The sequence below is a fragment of the Gemmobacter sp. 24YEA27 genome (genome assembly GCF_030052995.1).
Taxonomy (GTDB): domain Bacteria; phylum Pseudomonadota; class Alphaproteobacteria; order Rhodobacterales; family Rhodobacteraceae; genus Pseudogemmobacter.
The window spans coordinates 3,323,649-3,342,211 of record NZ_JASJPW010000001.1; the positions used below are offsets into that span (position 1 = coordinate 3,323,649).

The window sequence follows — 18,563 nt, forward strand, 5'->3', positions numbered from 1 at the left end:
CGGGCCGCCTCCAGCAGCCGTTAGATTTCATATTCAGAACATCTTTTCATAGTTAAACGTAACATGCCAGAGTGAGTCAAGTAACACTGTCGCCCGCGCGCCGGATTCCGTCGTATAAAGCGCCCAGGCGCCGCTGCGCGACGCGGAGGAGGAGGAAACGATGATCTTCGACACCCATCTTCACCTGATGGACCGCAGCCGGCTCAGCTATCCCTGGCTGGCGGGCGCACCGGCGCTGGACCGCGACTGGAGCTATGCCGAATATGAGACCGTGGCGCGGCGCAGCGGCATCACCGATGTGCTGCATATGGAAGTCGATGTGGCCGGGGATCAGATCGGGGCCGAAACCGCTTTCGTTGCGGAACTGATGGCGCGGCCCGACAGCCTGATCCGGGGCGCGATCTCTTCAGCGCGGCCCGAGGCTGCGGGCTTCGCCGCCTGGCTCGACGCCCAGGACCGGCGCGTGGTCAGGGGGATCCGCCGCGTGTTGCATGTGATGCCCGATGATCTGTCGCAGCAAAGCCTTTTTCGCGAGAATATCCGCCGCCTCGGCCCGACCGGCCTGCCCTTTGATCTGTGCCTTCTGGCGCGGCAATTGCCGCTGGGCGCGAGCCTCGCCGATGCGGCGCCGGACACCACTTTCATACTCGACCATTGCGGCGTTCCCGATATCGCGGGCGGCGCCTTTGCCCCCTGGGCGGCGGCGATCACCGATCTGGCGCAGCGGCCGAATGTGATGATCAAACTCTCGGGCATCACGGCCTATGGCAAGCCGGACTGGAGCCTCGCAACCCTCACCCCCTGGGTCGGTCATGTGCTGGAAACCTTCGGCCCGGCGCGGATGGTCTGGGGGTCGGACAGCCCGGTCTGCACGCTGCAATCGGGGCTGGCGGAATGGGTGGCGGCAAGCCAGGCCCTGCTTGCAGGGCTGAGCGGGGCCGAACGCCACGCGATCCTCGCCGGCAATGCAAGGCGGATCTGGATGTCAGACAGCGGCAGATAAGGCCCCGCTTTTGGGAACCCGACTGCCCTGGCCCTCTGCCCCCTCCCCTCTGCAACGATCCGTCCCCACAAACCAGACCATCGCCGGAACCCGGCGGCGGGAACGCAGCCCATCTGATTTTGCCCGGTGGCCGTAAACATGCCATTCGGCTATGCCACTGGCATGACCTTAAAGAGCGATGAGCAAATGACATCCGGCCCAGCCACCAGGACATTCGACACAACCCGTTTCACGATGCGGGCGCTTATGCGCTCCGATACTGCCGCCCTTTACGGAACGCTTTCTGACGAAGCCCAGTGCCGATATATGTCGCAGCCGCATTTCACCTCTCTGGAGGCCCTGGCAGACTGGCTGACCGACAGCGAATGGCCCGGACGGACATGGGTGGCCACAGACAAAACAGATGGCACGCTTGCCGGCCGCTTTGTCGCATTCCCGGGGCGTGATGCAGGGGTGCTTGAGCTGGGCTATATCACCATAGCAGAGCGCCAGGGGCATGGCGTCGCGACAGAATGCATGACGGCGCTGGTGGATCACCTCTTCTCCGAGGGGATTGTCGCCGTCTCTATGTGGAAATTGACGCGGAAAACCAGGCTTCGGTGCGGCTCATTGAACGTCTCGGCTTTACCCGCGAAGCTTACTTGCGTCAGCACGAAATCACGCACAAAGGCCTGTGCGATCTGCTGATATACGGGCTTTTGCGTGATGAATGGACGGGCGCGACAAGATAACCCGCGACCTGCCATGGCCCGACCGGGCCTTCCCGCAGCCCGGGGTCAAAGCGCCCACATACAGGCCTTGCCTTCCGGAACAAAGTGTTGCGCGACAGTCAGAGGCCGTGCCGCAGGCGTCAGGCCTGTTGTGTGGCCCCGCCATCCACATAGAGATCGGCCATGGTGACGTGGCCGGCCTGATCTGACAGCAGAAACATCACCGCATTGGCGACATCGTCAGGCTCGGCGATCTTGCCGAGCGGGATGCCGGGCTTGAACTGCTCCTGGATGCCCGCGATCACCCGGGCCTCGCCGCTGGCATCGGCCCACATACCGGTCTGCATCGGCGTCCGGGTCGAACCCGGCGCCACGATATTGCAGCGGATCCCGCGCGGCGCGAGCTCCATCCCGAGCGTGCGCATATACATCGTCGCAGCCGCCTTTGACGCAGCATAGGCCGCCATACCGTAACGCGGCACCCCGGCGGCGTTTGAGGAGACCGCGACCAGCGCACCCTCGCCCCTTGGCCCCATCACCCGCGCCAGCGCGCGCGTGAGGTGAAAGACGCCGTCAGTATTCACGGAAAACACCCGCCGCCAGTCGGCATCGGAGGTCTCGGTCACAAGGCCGGTCGCCAGCACCCCGGCGACCGAAATCCCGAACCGCACCGGGCCGTGTCGCGCCTCGGTTTCAACGACCAGCCGCTCCACCGCCGCAGCATCCGCCACATCAAGCGCGAGACAGCTGAGCCCCGGCTGCGCCGGCAGATCCGGCAGCGCGAGATCCGTCGCCACCACCCGCGCCCCGGAATCAAGCAAAAGCTGCACCACCGCGCGGCCAATGCCGCCGCCCGCGCCCGTCACCAGCGCAAGCGCGCCCTCAAACCCCGTGAGCCGCATCCTATGCCCCTTTTCCGGCGGTGATCGCCGCAATCAGCGCCTTTGTGTCCTGCACCACGCCACAGCGCCCCGCCACCCATTTCAGGGCCATGTCATGATCCGCGCGGCTGAAATCCGCAAGCGCATCGGCAGCCATGAAGGGCTCGATATCGCGCTGAAAGGCTTCGCCTGCGGTCATCATACAGCCGATATGGGCATAGACGCCGCAGATGATCAGCTGGTCCCGCCCCCGGACCCGCATCAGCTGCTCAAGGTTCGAACGCTGAAAGGCCGAATAGCGGTGTTTGACCAGCACGAAATCCCGGTCTTCGGGCGCAAGTTCCGGGATGATCGCCTGATGATCGGGCTCTGCCGACATGCCAGGCCCCCAGAGATCGGCCTGGAGGCCGCGGTCGCGGCGGTCCTGATTGCCGTCCTGCGCAGTGTAGAACACCGGAAGACCGGCGGCGCGGGCGGCGGCGGCGAGCTTTGCTATATTGGCGATGGCGGGGGCAATCGGGCTCTCCCCCGGCGCATAGGGGCGCAGGAAATAGCGCTGCATGTCATGGATCAGAAGCGCCGCACGCGCGGGTGCCAGCTGCCAGGGCCCGCGCGAGGGCGGGATCTCCGCGCCATACGGCAGCGGATAGGGTGCAATCTGCGGCAGGCCGGCCATGGTTCAGTCCCCGATGATGATCTCGCCGTCCTGCCCGAAAGCGGCCAGCATTGCCAGGAATTTGGCATGGGTTTCGGCCTCTTCGGCCTGAGGATCAGAGCCGCGCACTATGCCCGCGCCGGCGTAAAGCCGCGCCTCGTTGCCTTCGATCCCGGCGCAGCGCAGCGCAAGATACCAGCACCCGTCGCCACCCGCCTCAAGCCAGCCGACCGCGCCGGCATAAAAGCCCCGCGCATAGCCCTCGAGCCCGGGGATCGCCGCGTCCGCCGCGTCGCGCGGCAGGCCGCAAACGGCGGGCGTCGGATGCAGCGCGGCCAGAAGCGTCGCGCAAGGGGTAGAGGCGTCGCGCAGCACACCCTCGATCCGGGTGCCCAGATGCCACATCCGGGCGGTCGCGCTGAGCGTCACACCCTCGGGGGCGGCAAGGCGCACACAGAATGGCGCCAGCGTATCCAGCACCATTTCCGCCGCCATCGCATGTTCGCGCAGGTCCTTGTCGGATCGCAAAAGCGCCTCGCCTGCCGCACGGTCACGCGCCGGATCTGCCGCGCGCCGCGCCGATCCCGCCAGCGGATGCGAGGCCACAAGGCCCCCGCGTTTTTCCACAAGCAATTCCGGCGTGGCCCCGATCAGCCGATGCGGCACCCCGGCCTGACGTGGGGGCAGCGGAACAGAGAACAGCGTCGCCAACCCGTCCTGGCGCAGCATCTGCAACAAAAGCCCGGGGTCATGCGGACGCTCTGACGTCAGCACCAGGCTGCGCGAGAGCACGATTTTCGAGAATTCCCCTTCGGAAATGCGCCTGACCGCCGCCGCGACCGCCTCGCGGTACTGGCGCGGAGAAGGCTCGGCCCGGATCCGCATCCCGGCCTGCGGCGCGACCATAGCGACCGGCGCCGCCGGCATGTCCAGCACCGAACCGGGCTGGAACAGGTAATCCGTCGCCTCGCGATCATAGGGCAACGCGCCGGCCAGCAGCTTCGGCCCGTCATGACCAGCGGCAAAAAACGCCTCAGAACGCGCTGGCAGGCTCGCCAGCGGCCCTGGCGGCAGATGGCGCCGCGCGGGGCCAAGCGCCATTGTATGGCGCGGGCCGGAAATCAGGAAATCAGCCGTATCTCCGGCGGACGTCGCACCAGCGGGGCTGGTCGCGTCACGAATGGCAGCAGTACGGGCGGTGACAGTCATCAGGCGATCTCGCATCAGCTTGGCCGCGACGGGGCGGCGATCCGGATCGCTTGGGCAGCATTTCCGGAGAAAAGCTGCACCTGGCTGACGTCTCTTACGTGTTCCGGCCCGCCTTCCGTCGCGCCAAAGCCACAAAATGTCAAGTTTTCGCGCGAGGCGGCCTGCGGGGCTCGCCCAAAGGTGAAGGCGGCGGTCAATGCCCGCCCCCGCCACCCCCTCCGGCCCGGGCCGGAGGCCGCATCGCCAGCGCCATGACGGCAAGCCCCATGAAAAGGAAGGTCAGCAGCGTGAAAATGTCGATGAAGGACATGATCGCCGCCTGGCCCGCCACTTTCCCCGCCATCTGCGCCAGCGCGCCATCCGGGTTCAGCCCATTGGCGACAAGGTTCTGACGCATCATCTCAAGCTGGCGCAGCGCCTCGGGATTGGCCCAGTTCACCGCCTCGTCAAGCCGCGCCGTGTGCAGCGCGCGCCGGTCGGTCAGGATGGTGTTGATCATCGCAAGACCCACCGCGCCGCCCAGGTTGCGCATCAGGTTGTAAAGCCCCGAGGCGGATTTCATCTTGGCCGGCGGCAGCGTGCCAAGCGCCAGGTTGTTGATCGGCACCATGCAGATCATCAGCGAGATCCCCCGCAGCACCTGCGGCCAGAAAAGCTCGTTGAAATCCCAGTCGGCGGTCATATGGGTCAGCATCCAGGACGAGGTGCCAAAGCCGATGAAGCCCAGAAGCAGCATGACCCGCAGGTCGATCTTTGATCCCAGAAACCCCGCCAGCGGCGCGGTCATGAACATCGCAAGGCCAGACACAAAGACGGTCTCGCCGATCATCAGACTGTCATAGCCCCGGACCGAAGACAGGTAGAGCGGGTAGAGATAGGTCATGCCGTAAAGGCCGATCCCCATCACAAAGGAAAACACCGACCCAACCGCGAAATTCGTGTTGGTAAAGGCCGAGAAATCGACCACCGGCTCGTCGCGGGTAAAAGCCCGCCAGAAGGTGGTGATACCGCCCACGACCATCACCACGAAAAGGATCGCGACCGCCTCGTCCTGGAACCAGTCATTGTTCGGGCCTTCCTCCAGCACATATTCCATCGCACCGAGGAACGCGGCCAGCGCCACCAGCCCGGTCCAGTCGAATATCTGGAACAAAGACCAGTCGGGCTCGTCGAAATCCACGAGCGCAAGCACGCCAAGCGTCACCGCGATCCCGGCGGGGACATTGACGAGGAACAGCCAGTGCCAGGACAGCGCATGGCTCAGATACCCGCCCACAGTCGGGCCAACGGTTGGCGCGAGCGTGGCCACCAGCCCGATCATCGGCGAGACGATGTTGCGCTTTGACGGCGGGAAGATGGTGAAGGCCGCCGCAAAGACCGAAGGGATCATGCCGCCGCCGAGGAAGCCCTGAACCGCGCGCCACAGGATCATCTCATTGATCGACCCCGACGTTGCGCACAGGAAGGAGGCAGCCGTGAACCCTGCCGCCGACAGCGCAAACAGCCAGCGCGTCGACATCATCCGCCCGAGAAAGCCCGAAAGCGGGATCATGATCACTTCGGCGATCAGATAAGAGGTCTGCACCCAGGAGATTTCATCCGAGGATGCCCCCAGCCCCGCCTGGATCTCGGGCAGCGAGGCCGAGACGATCTGGATGTCGAGGATGGCCATGAACATCCCGAAGACCATGACCAGAAACGCCGCGACCCGGCGCGGCGTCATCTCCGGCTCTGCCGGGATTGCGATGGGGGCGGACATCACTCGGCTCCGGCGACTGCGGTTTCCTGCGGCCCGGTGCGGGTGTCGATCGCAATCTCGACCGAAAGCCCGGCGCGCAGACCCGGGGTGCCTTCCGGCAGTTCGATCCGCACCGGCACGCGCTGCACGATCTTGGTGAAGTTGCCGGTCGCATTGTTCGCGGGCAGCAGCGAGAAAACCGCCCCTGTCGCGGGCGCGAGCGAGACCACGCGGCCTTCCACCTCATGCCCGTCCAGCGCGTCGATGCCCACCTTCACGCTCTGGCCCACGCGGATCCCGGCCAGTTGGGTTTCCTTCAGATTGGCTTCGACATAGAGCCCGTGATCAGGGATCACCGCCGCCAGTTTTGCCCCGGCGCTGACCAGTTCGCCCTGTTTGATCGCGATATTTGCCACGGTGCCGTCAAAGGGCGCGCGCATCACGGTGAAATCCAGATCGCGCTGCACCTGGGCCACGCCCAGTTCCAGCTCGCGCCGGGTCGAGGCGGTCTCGGTCCGCTGCGCTTTCAGCACCTCGACCTGGGCTTTCGCACCGGCAATCGCGGCGACGGCAGAGGTGCGGCTCGCCTCGGCCGTTGCCAGCGCCTCATTCGCCTTGTCGAGATCGGCCTGGCTGCTGACCCGGCGTTCCGCGAGGCCGCGCACCCGTTCGGCATTGCTTTTCGCCGCCGTCAGCACGGCGTCTGAGGCCACGCGCTGCGCATCGGCCTGGGTGACGGTGCTTTCGGCCGCCTCGATCTGAGCGTCGATCCGGGCGAGCGTCGCGGTCAGCTCGGTCAGCCGGACCTCGGATTGCTCCAGCGAGATGCGGTAATCCCCGTCGTCAATGCGGAACAGCACATCGCCCATCTTCACATGCTGATTTGAGGCGACCGCGATCTCCGAGACGTAGCCGGTGATCTTGGACGAGATCAGCGAGAGATCGGCCTGGACATAGGCGTCATCTGTCGTGACCATAAAGCGCCCGTTGGTCCACCAGGACCAGCCCTCATAGCCGCCGGCAAGCAATGCGATCAGCGCCAGCCCGCCCAGCACATATTTCTTGCGCCCGCCCTTTGGCGCTGCGGCAGGAGGCGTCGCAGGCAGAACCGGTGCGGGCGCGGCAGGCGCAATTTCCGGCTGATTGATTTCGGGACGTTCGTGACGGGACATGATCGACTCACCCGGCTGAATTTCATTGAACCCAACGGTTCGATGCGCTCAGATAATCCTGTCTTTGGCAAATTTCAATATTCCATCGAACCACGCGGTTCGATTATATTGCCGCCATGACCAGCCCCACGCCCCCCTCGCCAGCTTCGCCGCCGCCGCGCGCAAAACGCCATGCCGCCGGGACCGATCCGCGCAAACGCGACCAGATCCTCGCAGGCGCCTGGGAAGAATTCCGCGCCCATGGCTTTGACGCCACCACGATGAATGGCATCTGCCGCGCGGCTGCGGTCTCGAAGGGCACGCTCTATGTCTATTTCCAGGGCAAAGAGGATCTTTTCGTTGCCCTTGTCGAACAGCAGCGCGACCGGCTGACGGGCCAGCTTGGCTTTGCGCTTTCCGGCCCCGGGGATGTCGCAAGCCGCCTTACCGCCTATGCGGTGGCGCTGGTGCAGGTGCTGACCTCGGATGAGATGCTGCGCGCCCAGCGGATTGTTGTTGCCGTGGCCGAGCGGATGCCCGATCTGGCCCAGCGGTTCTACGATGCGGGCGGGCGGCATGTGCTGGGGCGGCTCGGGCGCTGGCTGGCCGAGGCCTCTGCCGCCGGGGTGCTGTCCATCCCCGACCCGCCCCGCGCCGCGCAGCAGTTCAGCGAGCTTGCCATGGCCGGGGTCTGGCGCCAGCGTCTGTTCGGCGTCTTGCGCGAACCGCCGGAGCAAAGCGTGATCGACGCCCTCGCCGCAGATGCGGTGCGGGTCTTCCTGGCCGCCTATGCCGGAACTGCACCGCCCGACAGCTGGAAAGGCGCGCCTGGCTTCTGAGCCGCGCCCTGACCATCCCGCAAGCCTCGGCGCAGCCCAAATCCTGGGATTATTGGCTTCGAAACAGCACCACTGCATTTCTGTCGGGACCAGGGCCGGCAGGCCCACAGACACGACATCCCTGTGCGTGCCGCCTGCGGGTCAGCGGCAACCCGGGCCAGAGCGAGGCCTGTCATTCTGGCGCCAACTTCTGTATACATAGTGTCGGCAAATAGCGGCGCGACCTGCTCTGGCTCTGGCCGGGGCCAATCCGGGCGCTCCGCTGCGATCTGCAGAGAGGCTGAAATGACGTATACCCCACATGGAAAACATCTGATCGCAGGCGAATGGGTCGCGGGCTCCGGCACCTTCCGCTCGGAACCGGCGCATGGCCCGGCCTTCGATTTCGCACTTGGCACTGTGGCGCTGGTGGAGCGCGCAGCCCAGGCCGCCGAAGAGGCCTTCTGGTCCTATGGCTGGTCCTCGCGCGAAAGCCGTGCGGTGTTTCTTGAAACCATCGCCGATGAGATCGAGGCCCGCGCCGAAGCCATCACCGAAATCGGCGCGTCTGAGACCGGCCTGCCGACGGCCCGCCTCCAGGGCGAGCGCGGCCGCACCACCGGCCAGCTGCGGCTTTTCGCTAACCACATCCGCCAGGGCGACTATCTCGACCGTCGCCATGATGTGGCTTTGCCCGAGCGTCAGCCGCTGCCGCGCCCCGATCTTCGGCTGATCGAACGGCCGATCGGGCCGGTCGCGGTCTTCGGTGCTTCGAATTTCCCGCTGGCCTTCTCGACCGCCGGTGGCGACACTGCCGCAGCCCTTGCAGCCGGTTGCCCGGTCGTGGTGAAGGGCCATTCCGCCATCCCGGCACCGGCGAGATCATCGCCGAGGCGATCCACGCCGCCATCGCGAAATGCGGTGTGCATCCGGGCGTCTTCAGCCTGATCCAGGGCGGTAATCGCGAGGTTGGCGCGGCGGTCGTGCAGCATCCGCTGATCAGGGCGGTCGGCTTCACCGGCAGCCTCGCAGGCGGGCGCGCGCTGTTTGACCTTTGCGCCCAACGCCCCGAGCCGATCCCCTTCTTCGGCGAGCTGGGATCGGTCAACCCGATGTTCGTGCTGCCCGAAGCCGCCAAAGCCCGCGCCGAAGCGCTCGGCACCGCCTGGGCGGGGTCGCTCACCATGGGCGCGGGGCAATTCTGCACCAATCCCGGCATCGCCGTGGTGATTGACGGGCCGGATGCCGACCGCCTTGTCGGCGCGATGAAAGAGGCGCTGGCGAAAACCGCCCCGCAGACCATGCTGACCCCCGGCATCGCGAAAGCTTACCGCGATGGCCAGGCCCGGTTCCAGAGCCGCAACACCGTCAAGCCGGTCTATGAAACCGTGTCCGAGGGCCGCGAAGCCTCGCCCAATCTTTACGAGACGCGCGGCGAGCAGTTCCTCGCCGATCACGCGCTGTCGGAAGAAGTCTTCGGCCCGCTGGGTCTGGTGGTGCGGGTTGGCTCGCTTGAGGAAATGCAGCGTCTCGCACGCGGTTTCGAGGGTCAGCTGACCGCGACCGTCCATATGGATGCGGGCGATACCGAAGCGGCGCGCAGCCTGCTTCCGGTGCTGGAGCGCAAGGCGGGCCGCGTGCTGTTCAACGGCTTCCCGACCGGGGTCGAAGTGGCGGATGCCATGGTTCATGGCGGGCCCTACCCGGCCTCGACCAATTTCGGCGCAACTTCTGTCGGCACCCTGTCGATCCGCCGCTTCCTGCGCCCGGTCTCCTGGCAGAACCTTCCCGAGGCGCTGCTGCCCGACGATCTCGGGGCCTGAAAACGCGCCCGGACCACAGCTGGCCCGCGCTGATATCCGATCCCGGTCCGCCAGCGCGGGCCGGGATTTTTCATGCAGCCACCCGCGACAGGCCTGTGAACCCGCTGCGGTTGCCCGCCTGGCCCCGGATCCGCGCGACAGACCAGGGTGCCGCTTGACGCCGATCGCCGTCGGACTACGCTGCCCTGACCTTAAGGGGAAACCACCGTGACCAATGCCGCAAACGATGCCCCCTTCCGGGATCCGGGCCTGACCCGCTCTTATGCAGAGACCACGCCGGGCCGGGTGCCGGGATTTCACGATCTGCACCGGATGGCGCTGATCCTGCTGTCGCAATCGGCGCCGGCCGAGGCGCGTATGCTGATCCTCGGCGCCGGGGGCGGGCTGGAGCTGCTGGCCTTTGCCCGTGCGCGCCCGCGCTGGTCCTTTCTGGGCCTCGACCCGTCCGAACCGATGCTGACCGAAGCCGCCGCACTTCTCGGCCCATTGGCGGCACAGGTCGACCTGCAACAGGGCGTCATCACCGACGCGCCCCCCGGTCCCTATGACGGGGCCACATGCCTCCTGGTGCTGCATTTCCTGGACCGGTCAGCGCGGCTCGCCACACTGACCGCGCTGCGCCAGCGGCTGAGACCCGGCGCGGCCCTGATCATCGCGCATCACAGCCACCCCGAAGGCGAAGCGGAGGACTGGCTGACCCGCTCGGCCCTGTTCGCGCAGGGGGATGCAGCCGATCCCGCCCAGGCCGCCGCGTCGGCGCGGGTCATGGCGGAACGGCTGACGCTTCTGACCCAGGCCGAAGAGGAAGCGCTGCTTTGCGAGGCCGGTTTCACCGCCCCCGCTTTGTTTTATGCCGGATTGTCCTTCCGGGGCTGGGTCGCCCGCGCCCCGGAGTAACGCCGCTTCAGACCAGTTCCTTCATCGCTTCGCCCGAGAAGCCCCGCAGATCGTCAAAACGACCGGCCTCGACCTTGGCCGCCCAGTCCGGATCAGCCAGCAGCACCCGGCCCACGGCGACCAGGTCGAACTCGTCCCGCGCCATCCGCTCCAGCAGATTGCTGATCGGTGCCGCAGCCGAGCCCTGCCCCCGGAAAGCACCGAAGAATTCGGTATCGAGGCCCACGGAGCCGACCGAAATCGTCGCGGCCCCGGTCAGCTTTTTCGCCCAGCCGGCAAAGTTCAGCCCGTTCTCGCCATCAAGTTCGGGGAATTCCGGCACCCAGACCCGGCGCTGCGAGCAATGGAGGATATCCAACCCCGCCTCGACCAGCGGCGCAAGCCAGGCGGTCATTTCATCGGGCGTCGTGGCGAGGCGCGCATCGTAATTTTGCTGTTTCCACTGGCTGACGCGCAGGATCAGCGGGAAGTCGGGGCCGACCGCCGCACGTACCGCGCGCACCGCCTCGGCCGCAAAGCGCGAGCGCTCTGCGATGGTCGCGCCGCCATAAACATCCTCGCGCTTATTGGTGCCATCCCAGAAGAACTGGTCGATCAGATAGCCATGCGCACCATGCAGTTCGACCGAGTCAAAGCCCAGCCGTTTGGCATCCGCCGCCGCGCGGGCAAAGGCCGCGACCGTATCGGCGATGTCTTCCTCGGTCATCACAACACCGCGCGGCTCCTCCGGGCCGACAAGACCCGAGGGGCTTTCAACCGGCGCCTCCGGCTCCCATTTTCCGGCACGGGTCGATCCGGTATGCCAGATCTGCGGGGCGATCCTGCCACCCGCGCCATGGACCGCATCCGCCACGCCCTTCCAGCCCGCCAGCGCCGCCTCGCCATGGAAGAACGGGATGCCGTAATGGTTGCGCGAGGCCGGGCGGTCGATCACCGTGCCCTCGGTCAGGATCAGCCCGACATCCCCCGCCGCGCGCCTGCGGTAATATTCGGCATTGGCGGGGCCGGGAATGCCCTCGGGCGCCATGCAACGCGTCATCGGCGCCATCACGATGCGGTTCTTCAGCGACAGGGTCTTCAGCGAAAAGGGGCGAAACAGCGCTTCGGTCGATTGCGGTTCAGAGGTCATCATCGGGTTCCGGATCTGGGGCGCCGCGCCCCTGAGGGGGGATCGGCGAGAGGCTGGGCAGGTTGTCATGGCCGCGTAAGCGGGATATAAACATGACAGCCATCATGTTTGATTATTCATGATGACGGTCATGTAATTTGTCAACCAGGAATCCGGTAAGGGGGGCCAATGAAGGTCAGTCGTGCGCAAATGGCTGAAAACCGGTCCAGAATCCTGGAGGCGGCCTGCCGCATGTTTCAGCAAAAGGGCTTTGACGGCGTGACGCTGGCCGAGGTGATGAAAGCCGCCGGCCTGACCCATGGCGCGTTTTACGGCCATTTCCGGTCAAAAGAGGATCTGATCGCGCAGATCCTGCAGCACCGTTGCGAGAAGATGCGCGAAACGCGGCCCAGCCTCGAAAGCTTTCTCGACAGCTATCTGTCGCCGGGGGTCTGCACCGATCCGACGCGCGGCTGCCATATCCCGGCGCTCGCCCCGGCGCTTGGGCCGGATATGGTGCATCACTCGCCCGAAGCGCGCGCGGCGCTGACGGAAAGCATCCGCGTCCAGATCGACCGGCTGGGCGCCGCCTTCCCCGAAACCGCCCCGGGCGAGCAACGCCGCGCCGCGATCAGGACATGGGCTGCAATGGTGGGCGCGCTTTTGCTGGCAAAGGCCAGTGACGACCCCGATCTTGCGACCGAGATCCTGAGTGAGGTGCGGGGGGGATCGTCTCCGGCAGCACGGTCTGAAACGGGTCAGAGACCGCCCTGCCGCAGCCGCAGGACCAGTGATTCCAGCATCGCGTCACAGGCGGCAAGCTGGTCCTGGCTGACATATTCATCGGGCTTGTGACCCTGATCCATCGAGCCCGGGCCACAGATCAGCACCGGCAGACCCAGCGCCTGATCGAAAAGCCCGCCTTCGGTGCCAAACGCCACTTTGATCAGCCCGGCCCCGGGCTCCAACAGCCCCCGGAGCCAGGCCACCGCCGGACTGTCTTGCGGGGTATCAAGGCCGGGATAGCCCGAGACCTCGTCAATCGCGATCCGCGCGGTGGGAAAGCGGTTGCCGTGGCGGGCCGCGATCTGGTCGGCAGCGCGGCGGATATCGGCGAGAATCAGGTCGGGGTCATCGGCGGCTATATTGCGGATCTCGAAATCGATCTCACAGAGGTTCGGCACGATGTTCAGCGCGGTGCCCCCCTGCATCACACCGGCATGGATGGTCGAATAGGGAATGTCGTAATCCGGGTCCTGCGCGCCGGTCTCACGCAGCTGCGCCTGGGCCGCGTCAAGCGCCAGGATGAACTCCGCCCCCAGATGCAGCGCGTTCAGCGCCTTTGGCGCCAGCGCCGAATGGCCCTCGACTCCGTGGCAACAGGCTTTCAGCCCGCGTTTGCCCTTATGGCCGGTGGCGATCTGCATCGAAGTCGGCTCGCCGATGATGCACAGCGCCGCCCGGTCCGCGCGCCCCGCCAGCGCGTCGATCAGCGAGCGCACACCGATACAGCCGATTTCCTCGTCATAAGACAGCGCCAGGTGCAGCGGCACCGCGAGGGGGCCGCGCGCCGCGAGCAGGGCCGCGCGGATCGCGCTTGCGACAAAGCCCTTCATGTCGGCTGTGCCGCGCCCGTAAAGCCGGCCGTCACGCGCCGTCAGCGAGAACGGGTCCATGGTCCAGGCCTGGCCCGCAACCGGAACCACATCGGTATGGCCCGAAAGAATGACGCCCCCAGGCCCCTCCGGCCCGATCGTGGCCCAGAGATTGGCGCGGCTGCCATCGGGGGAAGCAAAACGTTCGATCCGCGCGCCGGCAGGCGCCAGCAGCGCCTCGACATACTCCAGCAGCGCGAGGTTCGGCTGGCGTGACAGTGTCGGCTCGGCAATCAGCCGGGCGAGAATATCAGTGGTTTCGGGGATCACATCAGACATCTGGCAGGGTCCGGCAAGGGCAGAAGCAGCGGTCGGGGAAGCGGGAGCCATTGCCCCCGACCGCCCTCAGAGAAAGCAGGGCGCTTCCCCGAAAGCGAGTATCCCGGATCTCCCGTCACGGGTCTCCGGGCACGCCGTAACCTGGCGCGGCCGAAGGGTTCAGCGCGCGGGTGACATAGGCCTCCATCTCGGGTTGCCAGCGCGCCCATAGCGCGGCGCATTCGGCAATCGGGTCGCCCTCGGTCCAGTCGATGCGCAGATCCGCGACATTCCAGGACACTTTATCGACCATGACGAGGCCCATCGAATGCACCGGGCCTTCCTCGCCACCGGCATCCATCGCGGCGCGCATGGCGCCGAGCAGCCGGTCGCCGAGATGCCCCTTTGCCGCGGTGAAAGCCGCAACCATCGTGGCGGGAATGCTGTCAGAAGACAGCATATTGCCCGCAGCCACCACGCCCTCGCCCCGCGCCGAAGCGTGACGGCCAAGCGTCCGGGCGCCGGAATAGCTGGCGGTGCCGCCGGTCCGGTCCACGAGCGCGAGCTGGCGGTAGTCGATATGCGGTGCCTCTGCCACCAGCTGCGCCAGTGCCTCTGTAGCTGAAAGACCGGCGGCCATCAGGTCCAGCCCTTTCGGCCCCAGCGACGGGTCGGTGATGTTCTGGGTCGAGACCGCCCCCACCCCGGCCCGCACATGGGCGCAGCGCGCCGCGACCGAAGGCGAGGACGAACTGACCGCGATCCCGAACATGCCGGTATCAGCGCAGCGGGCCGAGATGGAGAAGGTCATGGGATTATGCCTCGTCCGGGATAACGGCAGTGGCCTCGATCTCGACCAGCCATTCCGGGCGGGCCAGGGCCGAAACCACGAGACCGGTCGAGACCGGGAAGACGCCCTTCAGATATTCGCCCATCACATTATAGACCGCCTCGCGGTAGCGGATGTCGATCAGATAGATCACCACACGGCAGATATGGGTCAGATCCGAGCCGGATTCCTCCAGCAGCATCTTGATGTTTTCCATGGCCTTACGCGCCTGGCCGGCCACGTCACCGATGCAGACGCTCTCGCGGGTGTCGAGGTCCTGGCCGATCTGGCCGCGCACGAACACTGTCGCCCCGCGCGCCACAACGGCCTGGCAGAGGTCGTTGTTCAGCTTTTGCTCAGGGTAGGTTTCTTTGGTGTTGAAGGGGCGGATCCGCGTGTGGACGGGCATGTCATGCTCCTGAAGGGTAAAGCCTTGGCCAAGATGTAGCGCGCTTGCCCCGGCCAGGGGATGAATATTTGTTGACCCTGTGTTTCAGCGAAACCTATGCCACTGGCCCGCCCCGCCCCGTTACGCGGCAAGGATCGCCCTTGCTGCCTTTTCACCGATCATCTGGCTGGGCGCATTGGTATTGCCGCCGATCAGCGTCGGCATGACCGAGGCATCGGCGACGCGCAGCCCTTCGATCCCATGCACCTTCATCGAGACCGGATCGACCACCGCCATCGCATCCACCCCCATCTTCGCGGTGCCGACCGGGTGATAGACGGTCAGCGCCTCGGCGCGAAGGTAAGCGAGGATCTCGTCATCGGTCACGACGCCAGGCCCGGGCAGGATCTCGCGGCCCTGAAGGCTTGCCATCGGGGCCGCACCAAAGATCCGGCGCGAGAGTTTGATCCCTTCGACCAGAACGCGCGCATCACGAAAATCACTGAAAAAGCGGTGATCGATCTCATGGGTCACGCCATCGCCCTGGCGGCGCAGCCGGATCTCGCCGACCGAACGCGGGCGCAGGACGCAGGTGTGAACGGCGAAACCATGGCCCCATTCGACCAGCCGGCCGCGATGGCTCCGATAGCCGGGGACGAAATGGAACTGCACATCCGGCAGGTCATCTTCGGCCAGAGGCGTGCGGCCAAAGCCGCCTGCGACCACGTAATTCGTCGACAGCATCCCCTTGCGGTTTGCGGCGAAGCGGAAGGGTGCGGCCATGAGTTTCAACGCGTTGCGCAGCGAAAAGCCCAGCGTCCTGGTCGAATCTGATCGCACCGTGATCATGCCGTCGACATGGTCTCGCAGGTTCTGACCGACGCCGGCCAGGTCATGGACCACGTCCACCCCCTGCCCCTGCAAGGCCGCGCCGGGCCCGATCCCCGATGCCATCAGCGCCATCGGTGTGCCGATCGCTCCGGTCGAGAGCACGACCTCGCCCCGGCAATGGATGATCTCGCGGGAACCGCCGCGCGTGACCTCGACCCCGGTGACGCGGCGGTCCTGCAGGATCAGGCGCTTCAGATCGGTGCCGGTCATGATGGTGAGGTTCGGGCGGCTCCGCACCGGCTCAAGATAGGCATTATAGGCGGAAAACCGGATGCCGTTCTTCTGCGTCACGTCATAGATGCCAAGGCCGAGCTGGCTGTCACCGTTGAAATCCCGGTTGCGCGGCAGGCCGATCGCCTCGCCCGCGCGGATATAATCCTCGCAAACCGGGTTCGGATCTTTCGGACGGGCCACGATCAGCTCGCCTTTGGTGCCATGCAGACGCGGATCCTGGCCGACCTGGTTCTGTTCGAGATGCTTAAACAGCGGCAGAACATCAGACCAGGACCAGCCCTGGCAGCCAAGCGCAGCCCATGTGTCGTAATCCGCAGCTGCGCCCCGGATATAGAGCATCGAATTCAGCGAAGAAGACCCGCCCAGCATCCGCCCCCGGTTGACCGGAATATTGCGGTTGTTCAGCTCGGGCTGCTTCACGCCGGTATAGCCGTAGTCAAAGCGCTTGCGGCCATACATCGCAAGGATCCCGGCCGGCACTTTCACGCGGATATCACGATCGGAGCCGCCGGATTCGATCACCAGCACCGAGGTTTTCGGATTGGCCGAAAGCCGGTTCGCCAGCACACAGCCCGCCGCCCCGGCCCCGATGACGATATAGTCGAAAGCATCCATCAAAGGGCTCCATAGGTGATTTTGCCGGCGCAGACCGTCAGCGCAACCGAGGCTGCGCTCTCGCTGTCAGCGAGGCCTTCCAGGCTGCCATCAATCAGCACCAGATCGGCGTCAAAGCCGGGGGCCAGCCGCCCGGCGCGGTTTTCCGCGAAATCGGCATACGCGCCGCCGGTCGTATAGGCGGCGAGGCAGTCGTCAAGGCTGAGGCGCTGATCGGGCAGATCCGCGCGCCAGGGCTTACGCGTCAATGCGCAATGGATCGCGTAAAGCGGTGAGAGCGGCGAGACCGGCCAGTCGGTGCCAAAGGCCAGAGGCACATCGCGGGCAAGAACCATCGCCCAGGGGAAGGCGGTGGGCCAGCGCGCCGCGCCCATGATGGTGATCGTGGGCTCCAGCGGCAGGCCCGCCGAACCCGGCGGATGCACCGGCTGCATCGAGGCGGTGATGCCCAGCGGGCCAAGCCGGCCCAGGTCTGCAGGCGTGATCGTGTCGATATGTTCGATCCGGTGGCGCGCGTCGCGCGGGCCATTGGCGGCAAGCGCGGCCTCATAGCCGTCGATCACCGCGCGCACCGCGCCATCGCCCACCGCATGGGTGGTGATCTGCAGCCCCCTCCGGTCGGCCTCGACACAGATCGCGTTGAACTGATCCAGCGGGATCAGCGGCTCGGACCGAAAGCCGGGGCGGTCGGGGTAATCGGTGACCGTCAGCGCGGTCCAGGTATCAAACACCCCGTCCATGAACAGTTTGATGCGGGCAAATGACAGCCAGCCCGGAACCTCCGGTCCGAATTCATCCAGCAGGTCAATGCCCTGGACCCCGTCTTTCGCCTCGAGCATCAAAGGCAGGCTGACCCTGACCGGCATCTCGCCCGCCAGCGCCAGATCGCGCATCAGACCGGCCTGCCAGGCATTGCCATCCATATTCACCGCGCGCGTGATGCCATGGCGGGCGCAATAGTCGCCTGCCGCGCGGATCACCGCCCGGTCATGTTCGCGCGCGCCTTCGCCTTCGGCGCCGGTCATGCGGTAATCCATCGCATCGCGGCCTTGCAGGCGAGAGAGCATCTTCACCCGGTTCATCGCGGCAAATTCGCGCAATTCACCACTGGCCAGCCCGTCATCGCCCATCACCACCTCAGACCCCGGCCCGAGATCGGCACCATGGAGGATCCCTGCCAGCTCCAGCGCCTTTGTATTGGCCCAGGCGCAATGGAGGTCGGTGGCAATCAGGCAGAGCGGGCGATCACCGATGATCCGGTCGAGGATATGGCGATCAGGCCTTTCTTCGCCAAAGATCACATAATTCACCGCATAGCCGAACAGGATCCCCTCCCCGGGCTGGCGGGCCGCGAAGTCCAGAAGCGCCTCCCGCACCGGGTCGAACCCGAAAAGCGCACCCATATTCAGCATCGAAAGCGAGGCGCCGCCCATCATCAGATGCAGATGGCTTTCGATGAAGCCGGGCATCAGTTCGCGCCCGGCAGCATCGATCACCCGGGTTTCCGGGCCGATATGCGCGCGGATCGCGCGGTCATCCCCAAGCGCCAGGATCACACCATCCGCCACCGCAATCGCGGTGGTGCCGGGGGCGGCAAAAAGCGGGCGCAGGCGCGCGTTCAGGATCACCAGATCGGCGGTCATCGGTCTCTCCGGCAGCAAGGGGAAAAGGGGCCGGGGTTACGCCCGGCCCTCGTCTGA

At 65.9% G+C, this 18,563-nt stretch carries 16 protein-coding genes and 1 pseudogene; 6 read left to right on the plus strand and 11 right to left on the minus strand.

Annotation, left to right across the window (positions count from 1 at the left end):
• Positions 1 to 160: 160 nt before the first annotated feature.
• Positions 161 to 1,003: an amidohydrolase gene (locus tag QNO18_RS16480; RefSeq protein WP_283178559.1), complete on the plus strand. Its 843-nt coding sequence runs from the start codon at positions 161 to 163 to the stop codon at positions 1,001 to 1,003.
• A gap of 186 nt (positions 1,004 to 1,189) precedes the next feature.
• Positions 1,190 to 1,690, plus strand: coding sequence for a GNAT family N-acetyltransferase (locus tag QNO18_RS16485; protein WP_283178560.1), 501 nt, complete (start codon positions 1,190 to 1,192; stop codon positions 1,688 to 1,690).
• A gap of 163 nt (positions 1,691 to 1,853) precedes the next feature.
• On the opposite strand, the gene dhbA is transcribed toward QNO18_RS16485, so the two are convergent.
• The 5 genes from dhbA to QNO18_RS16510 all read right to left on the minus strand — a co-directional run bounded on the left by dhbA (position 1,854) and on the right by QNO18_RS16510 (position 7,368).
• The gene (dhbA, locus tag QNO18_RS16490; RefSeq protein ID WP_283178561.1) at positions 1,854 to 2,615 is read right to left on the minus strand and encodes a 2,3-dihydro-2,3-dihydroxybenzoate dehydrogenase; all 762 of its coding nucleotides are present in this window, start codon (positions 2,613 to 2,615) and stop codon (positions 1,854 to 1,856) included.
• A gap of 1 nt (position 2,616) precedes the next feature.
• A complete protein-coding gene (locus tag QNO18_RS16495; RefSeq protein WP_283178562.1) occupies positions 2,617 to 3,270 on the minus strand; it encodes an isochorismatase family protein in 654 nt (217 codons plus the stop codon).
• Positions 3,271 to 3,273: 3 nt separating this feature from the next.
• Complete coding sequence (locus tag QNO18_RS16500) at positions 3,274 to 4,458, minus strand: isochorismate synthase (RefSeq protein WP_283178563.1); 1,185 nt, start codon at positions 4,456 to 4,458, stop codon at positions 3,274 to 3,276.
• A 193-nt stretch (positions 4,459 to 4,651) separates the two neighbouring features.
• On the minus strand, positions 4,652 to 6,217 hold the full coding sequence (locus tag QNO18_RS16505) for a DHA2 family efflux MFS transporter permease subunit (protein WP_283178564.1): 1,566 nt from the start codon (positions 6,215 to 6,217) through the stop codon (positions 4,652 to 4,654).
• Positions 6,217 to 7,368, minus strand: coding sequence for an HlyD family secretion protein (locus tag QNO18_RS16510; protein ID WP_283178565.1), 1,152 nt, complete (start codon positions 7,366 to 7,368; stop codon positions 6,217 to 6,219). The genes QNO18_RS16505 and QNO18_RS16510 overlap by 1 nt, the downstream gene beginning before the upstream one ends.
• Before the next feature lie 116 nt (positions 7,369 to 7,484).
• On the opposite strand from QNO18_RS16510, the gene QNO18_RS16515 reads away from it, so the two are divergent.
• The 3 genes and pseudogenes from QNO18_RS16515 (at position 7,485) to QNO18_RS16525 (ending at position 10,885) form a co-directional block, all read left to right on the plus strand.
• Positions 7,485 to 8,186, plus strand: a complete 702-nt coding sequence (locus QNO18_RS16515) for a TetR/AcrR family transcriptional regulator (RefSeq protein ID WP_283178566.1) — start codon at positions 7,485 to 7,487, stop codon at positions 8,184 to 8,186.
• Between the two features lie 285 nt (positions 8,187 to 8,471).
• Positions 8,472 to 9,988, plus strand: a pseudogene (locus tag QNO18_RS16520) (aldehyde dehydrogenase (NADP(+))).
• 207 nt (positions 9,989 to 10,195) lie between these two features.
• The gene (locus QNO18_RS16525) at positions 10,196 to 10,885 is read left to right on the plus strand and encodes a class I SAM-dependent methyltransferase (RefSeq protein WP_283178567.1); all 690 of its coding nucleotides are present in this window, start codon (positions 10,196 to 10,198) and stop codon (positions 10,883 to 10,885) included.
• Between the two features lie 7 nt (positions 10,886 to 10,892).
• On the opposite strand, the gene QNO18_RS16530 is transcribed toward QNO18_RS16525, so the two are convergent.
• Positions 10,893 to 12,014: an NADH:flavin oxidoreductase gene (locus QNO18_RS16530; RefSeq protein ID WP_283178568.1), complete on the minus strand. Its 1,122-nt coding sequence runs from the start codon at positions 12,012 to 12,014 to the stop codon at positions 10,893 to 10,895.
• A gap of 189 nt (positions 12,015 to 12,203) precedes the next feature.
• Between QNO18_RS16530 and QNO18_RS16535 the strand changes: the two genes are divergently transcribed.
• Positions 12,204 to 12,848, plus strand: coding sequence for a TetR/AcrR family transcriptional regulator (locus QNO18_RS16535; protein ID WP_283178825.1), 645 nt, complete (start codon positions 12,204 to 12,206; stop codon positions 12,846 to 12,848).
• Here the strand turns inward: QNO18_RS16535 and argE are convergent.
• The 5 genes from argE to QNO18_RS16560 form a co-directional block, all read right to left on the minus strand.
• Positions 12,752 to 13,927: an acetylornithine deacetylase gene (gene argE / locus QNO18_RS16540; RefSeq protein ID WP_283178569.1), complete on the minus strand. Its 1,176-nt coding sequence runs from the start codon at positions 13,925 to 13,927 to the stop codon at positions 12,752 to 12,754. The two genes, QNO18_RS16535 and argE, sit on opposite strands and share 97 nt — an antisense overlap.
• Before the next feature lie 115 nt (positions 13,928 to 14,042).
• Positions 14,043 to 14,717: a DUF1028 domain-containing protein gene (locus tag QNO18_RS16545; protein ID WP_283178570.1), complete on the minus strand. Its 675-nt coding sequence runs from the start codon at positions 14,715 to 14,717 to the stop codon at positions 14,043 to 14,045.
• 4 nt (positions 14,718 to 14,721) lie between these two features.
• A complete protein-coding gene (locus QNO18_RS16550) occupies positions 14,722 to 15,144 on the minus strand; it encodes a RidA family protein (RefSeq protein WP_092898826.1) in 423 nt (140 codons plus the stop codon).
• A 120-nt stretch (positions 15,145 to 15,264) separates the two neighbouring features.
• Positions 15,265 to 16,863 (minus strand): GMC family oxidoreductase N-terminal domain-containing protein, encoded by a 1,599-nt coding sequence (locus tag QNO18_RS16555; RefSeq protein ID WP_283178571.1) that lies wholly within the window; start codon positions 16,861 to 16,863, stop codon positions 15,265 to 15,267.
• Positions 16,863 to 18,506, minus strand: coding sequence for an amidohydrolase (locus tag QNO18_RS16560; RefSeq protein WP_283178572.1), 1,644 nt, complete (start codon positions 18,504 to 18,506; stop codon positions 16,863 to 16,865). Before QNO18_RS16560 ends, QNO18_RS16555 begins: the two co-directional genes overlap by 1 nt.
• Positions 18,507 to 18,563 lie beyond the last annotated feature (57 nt).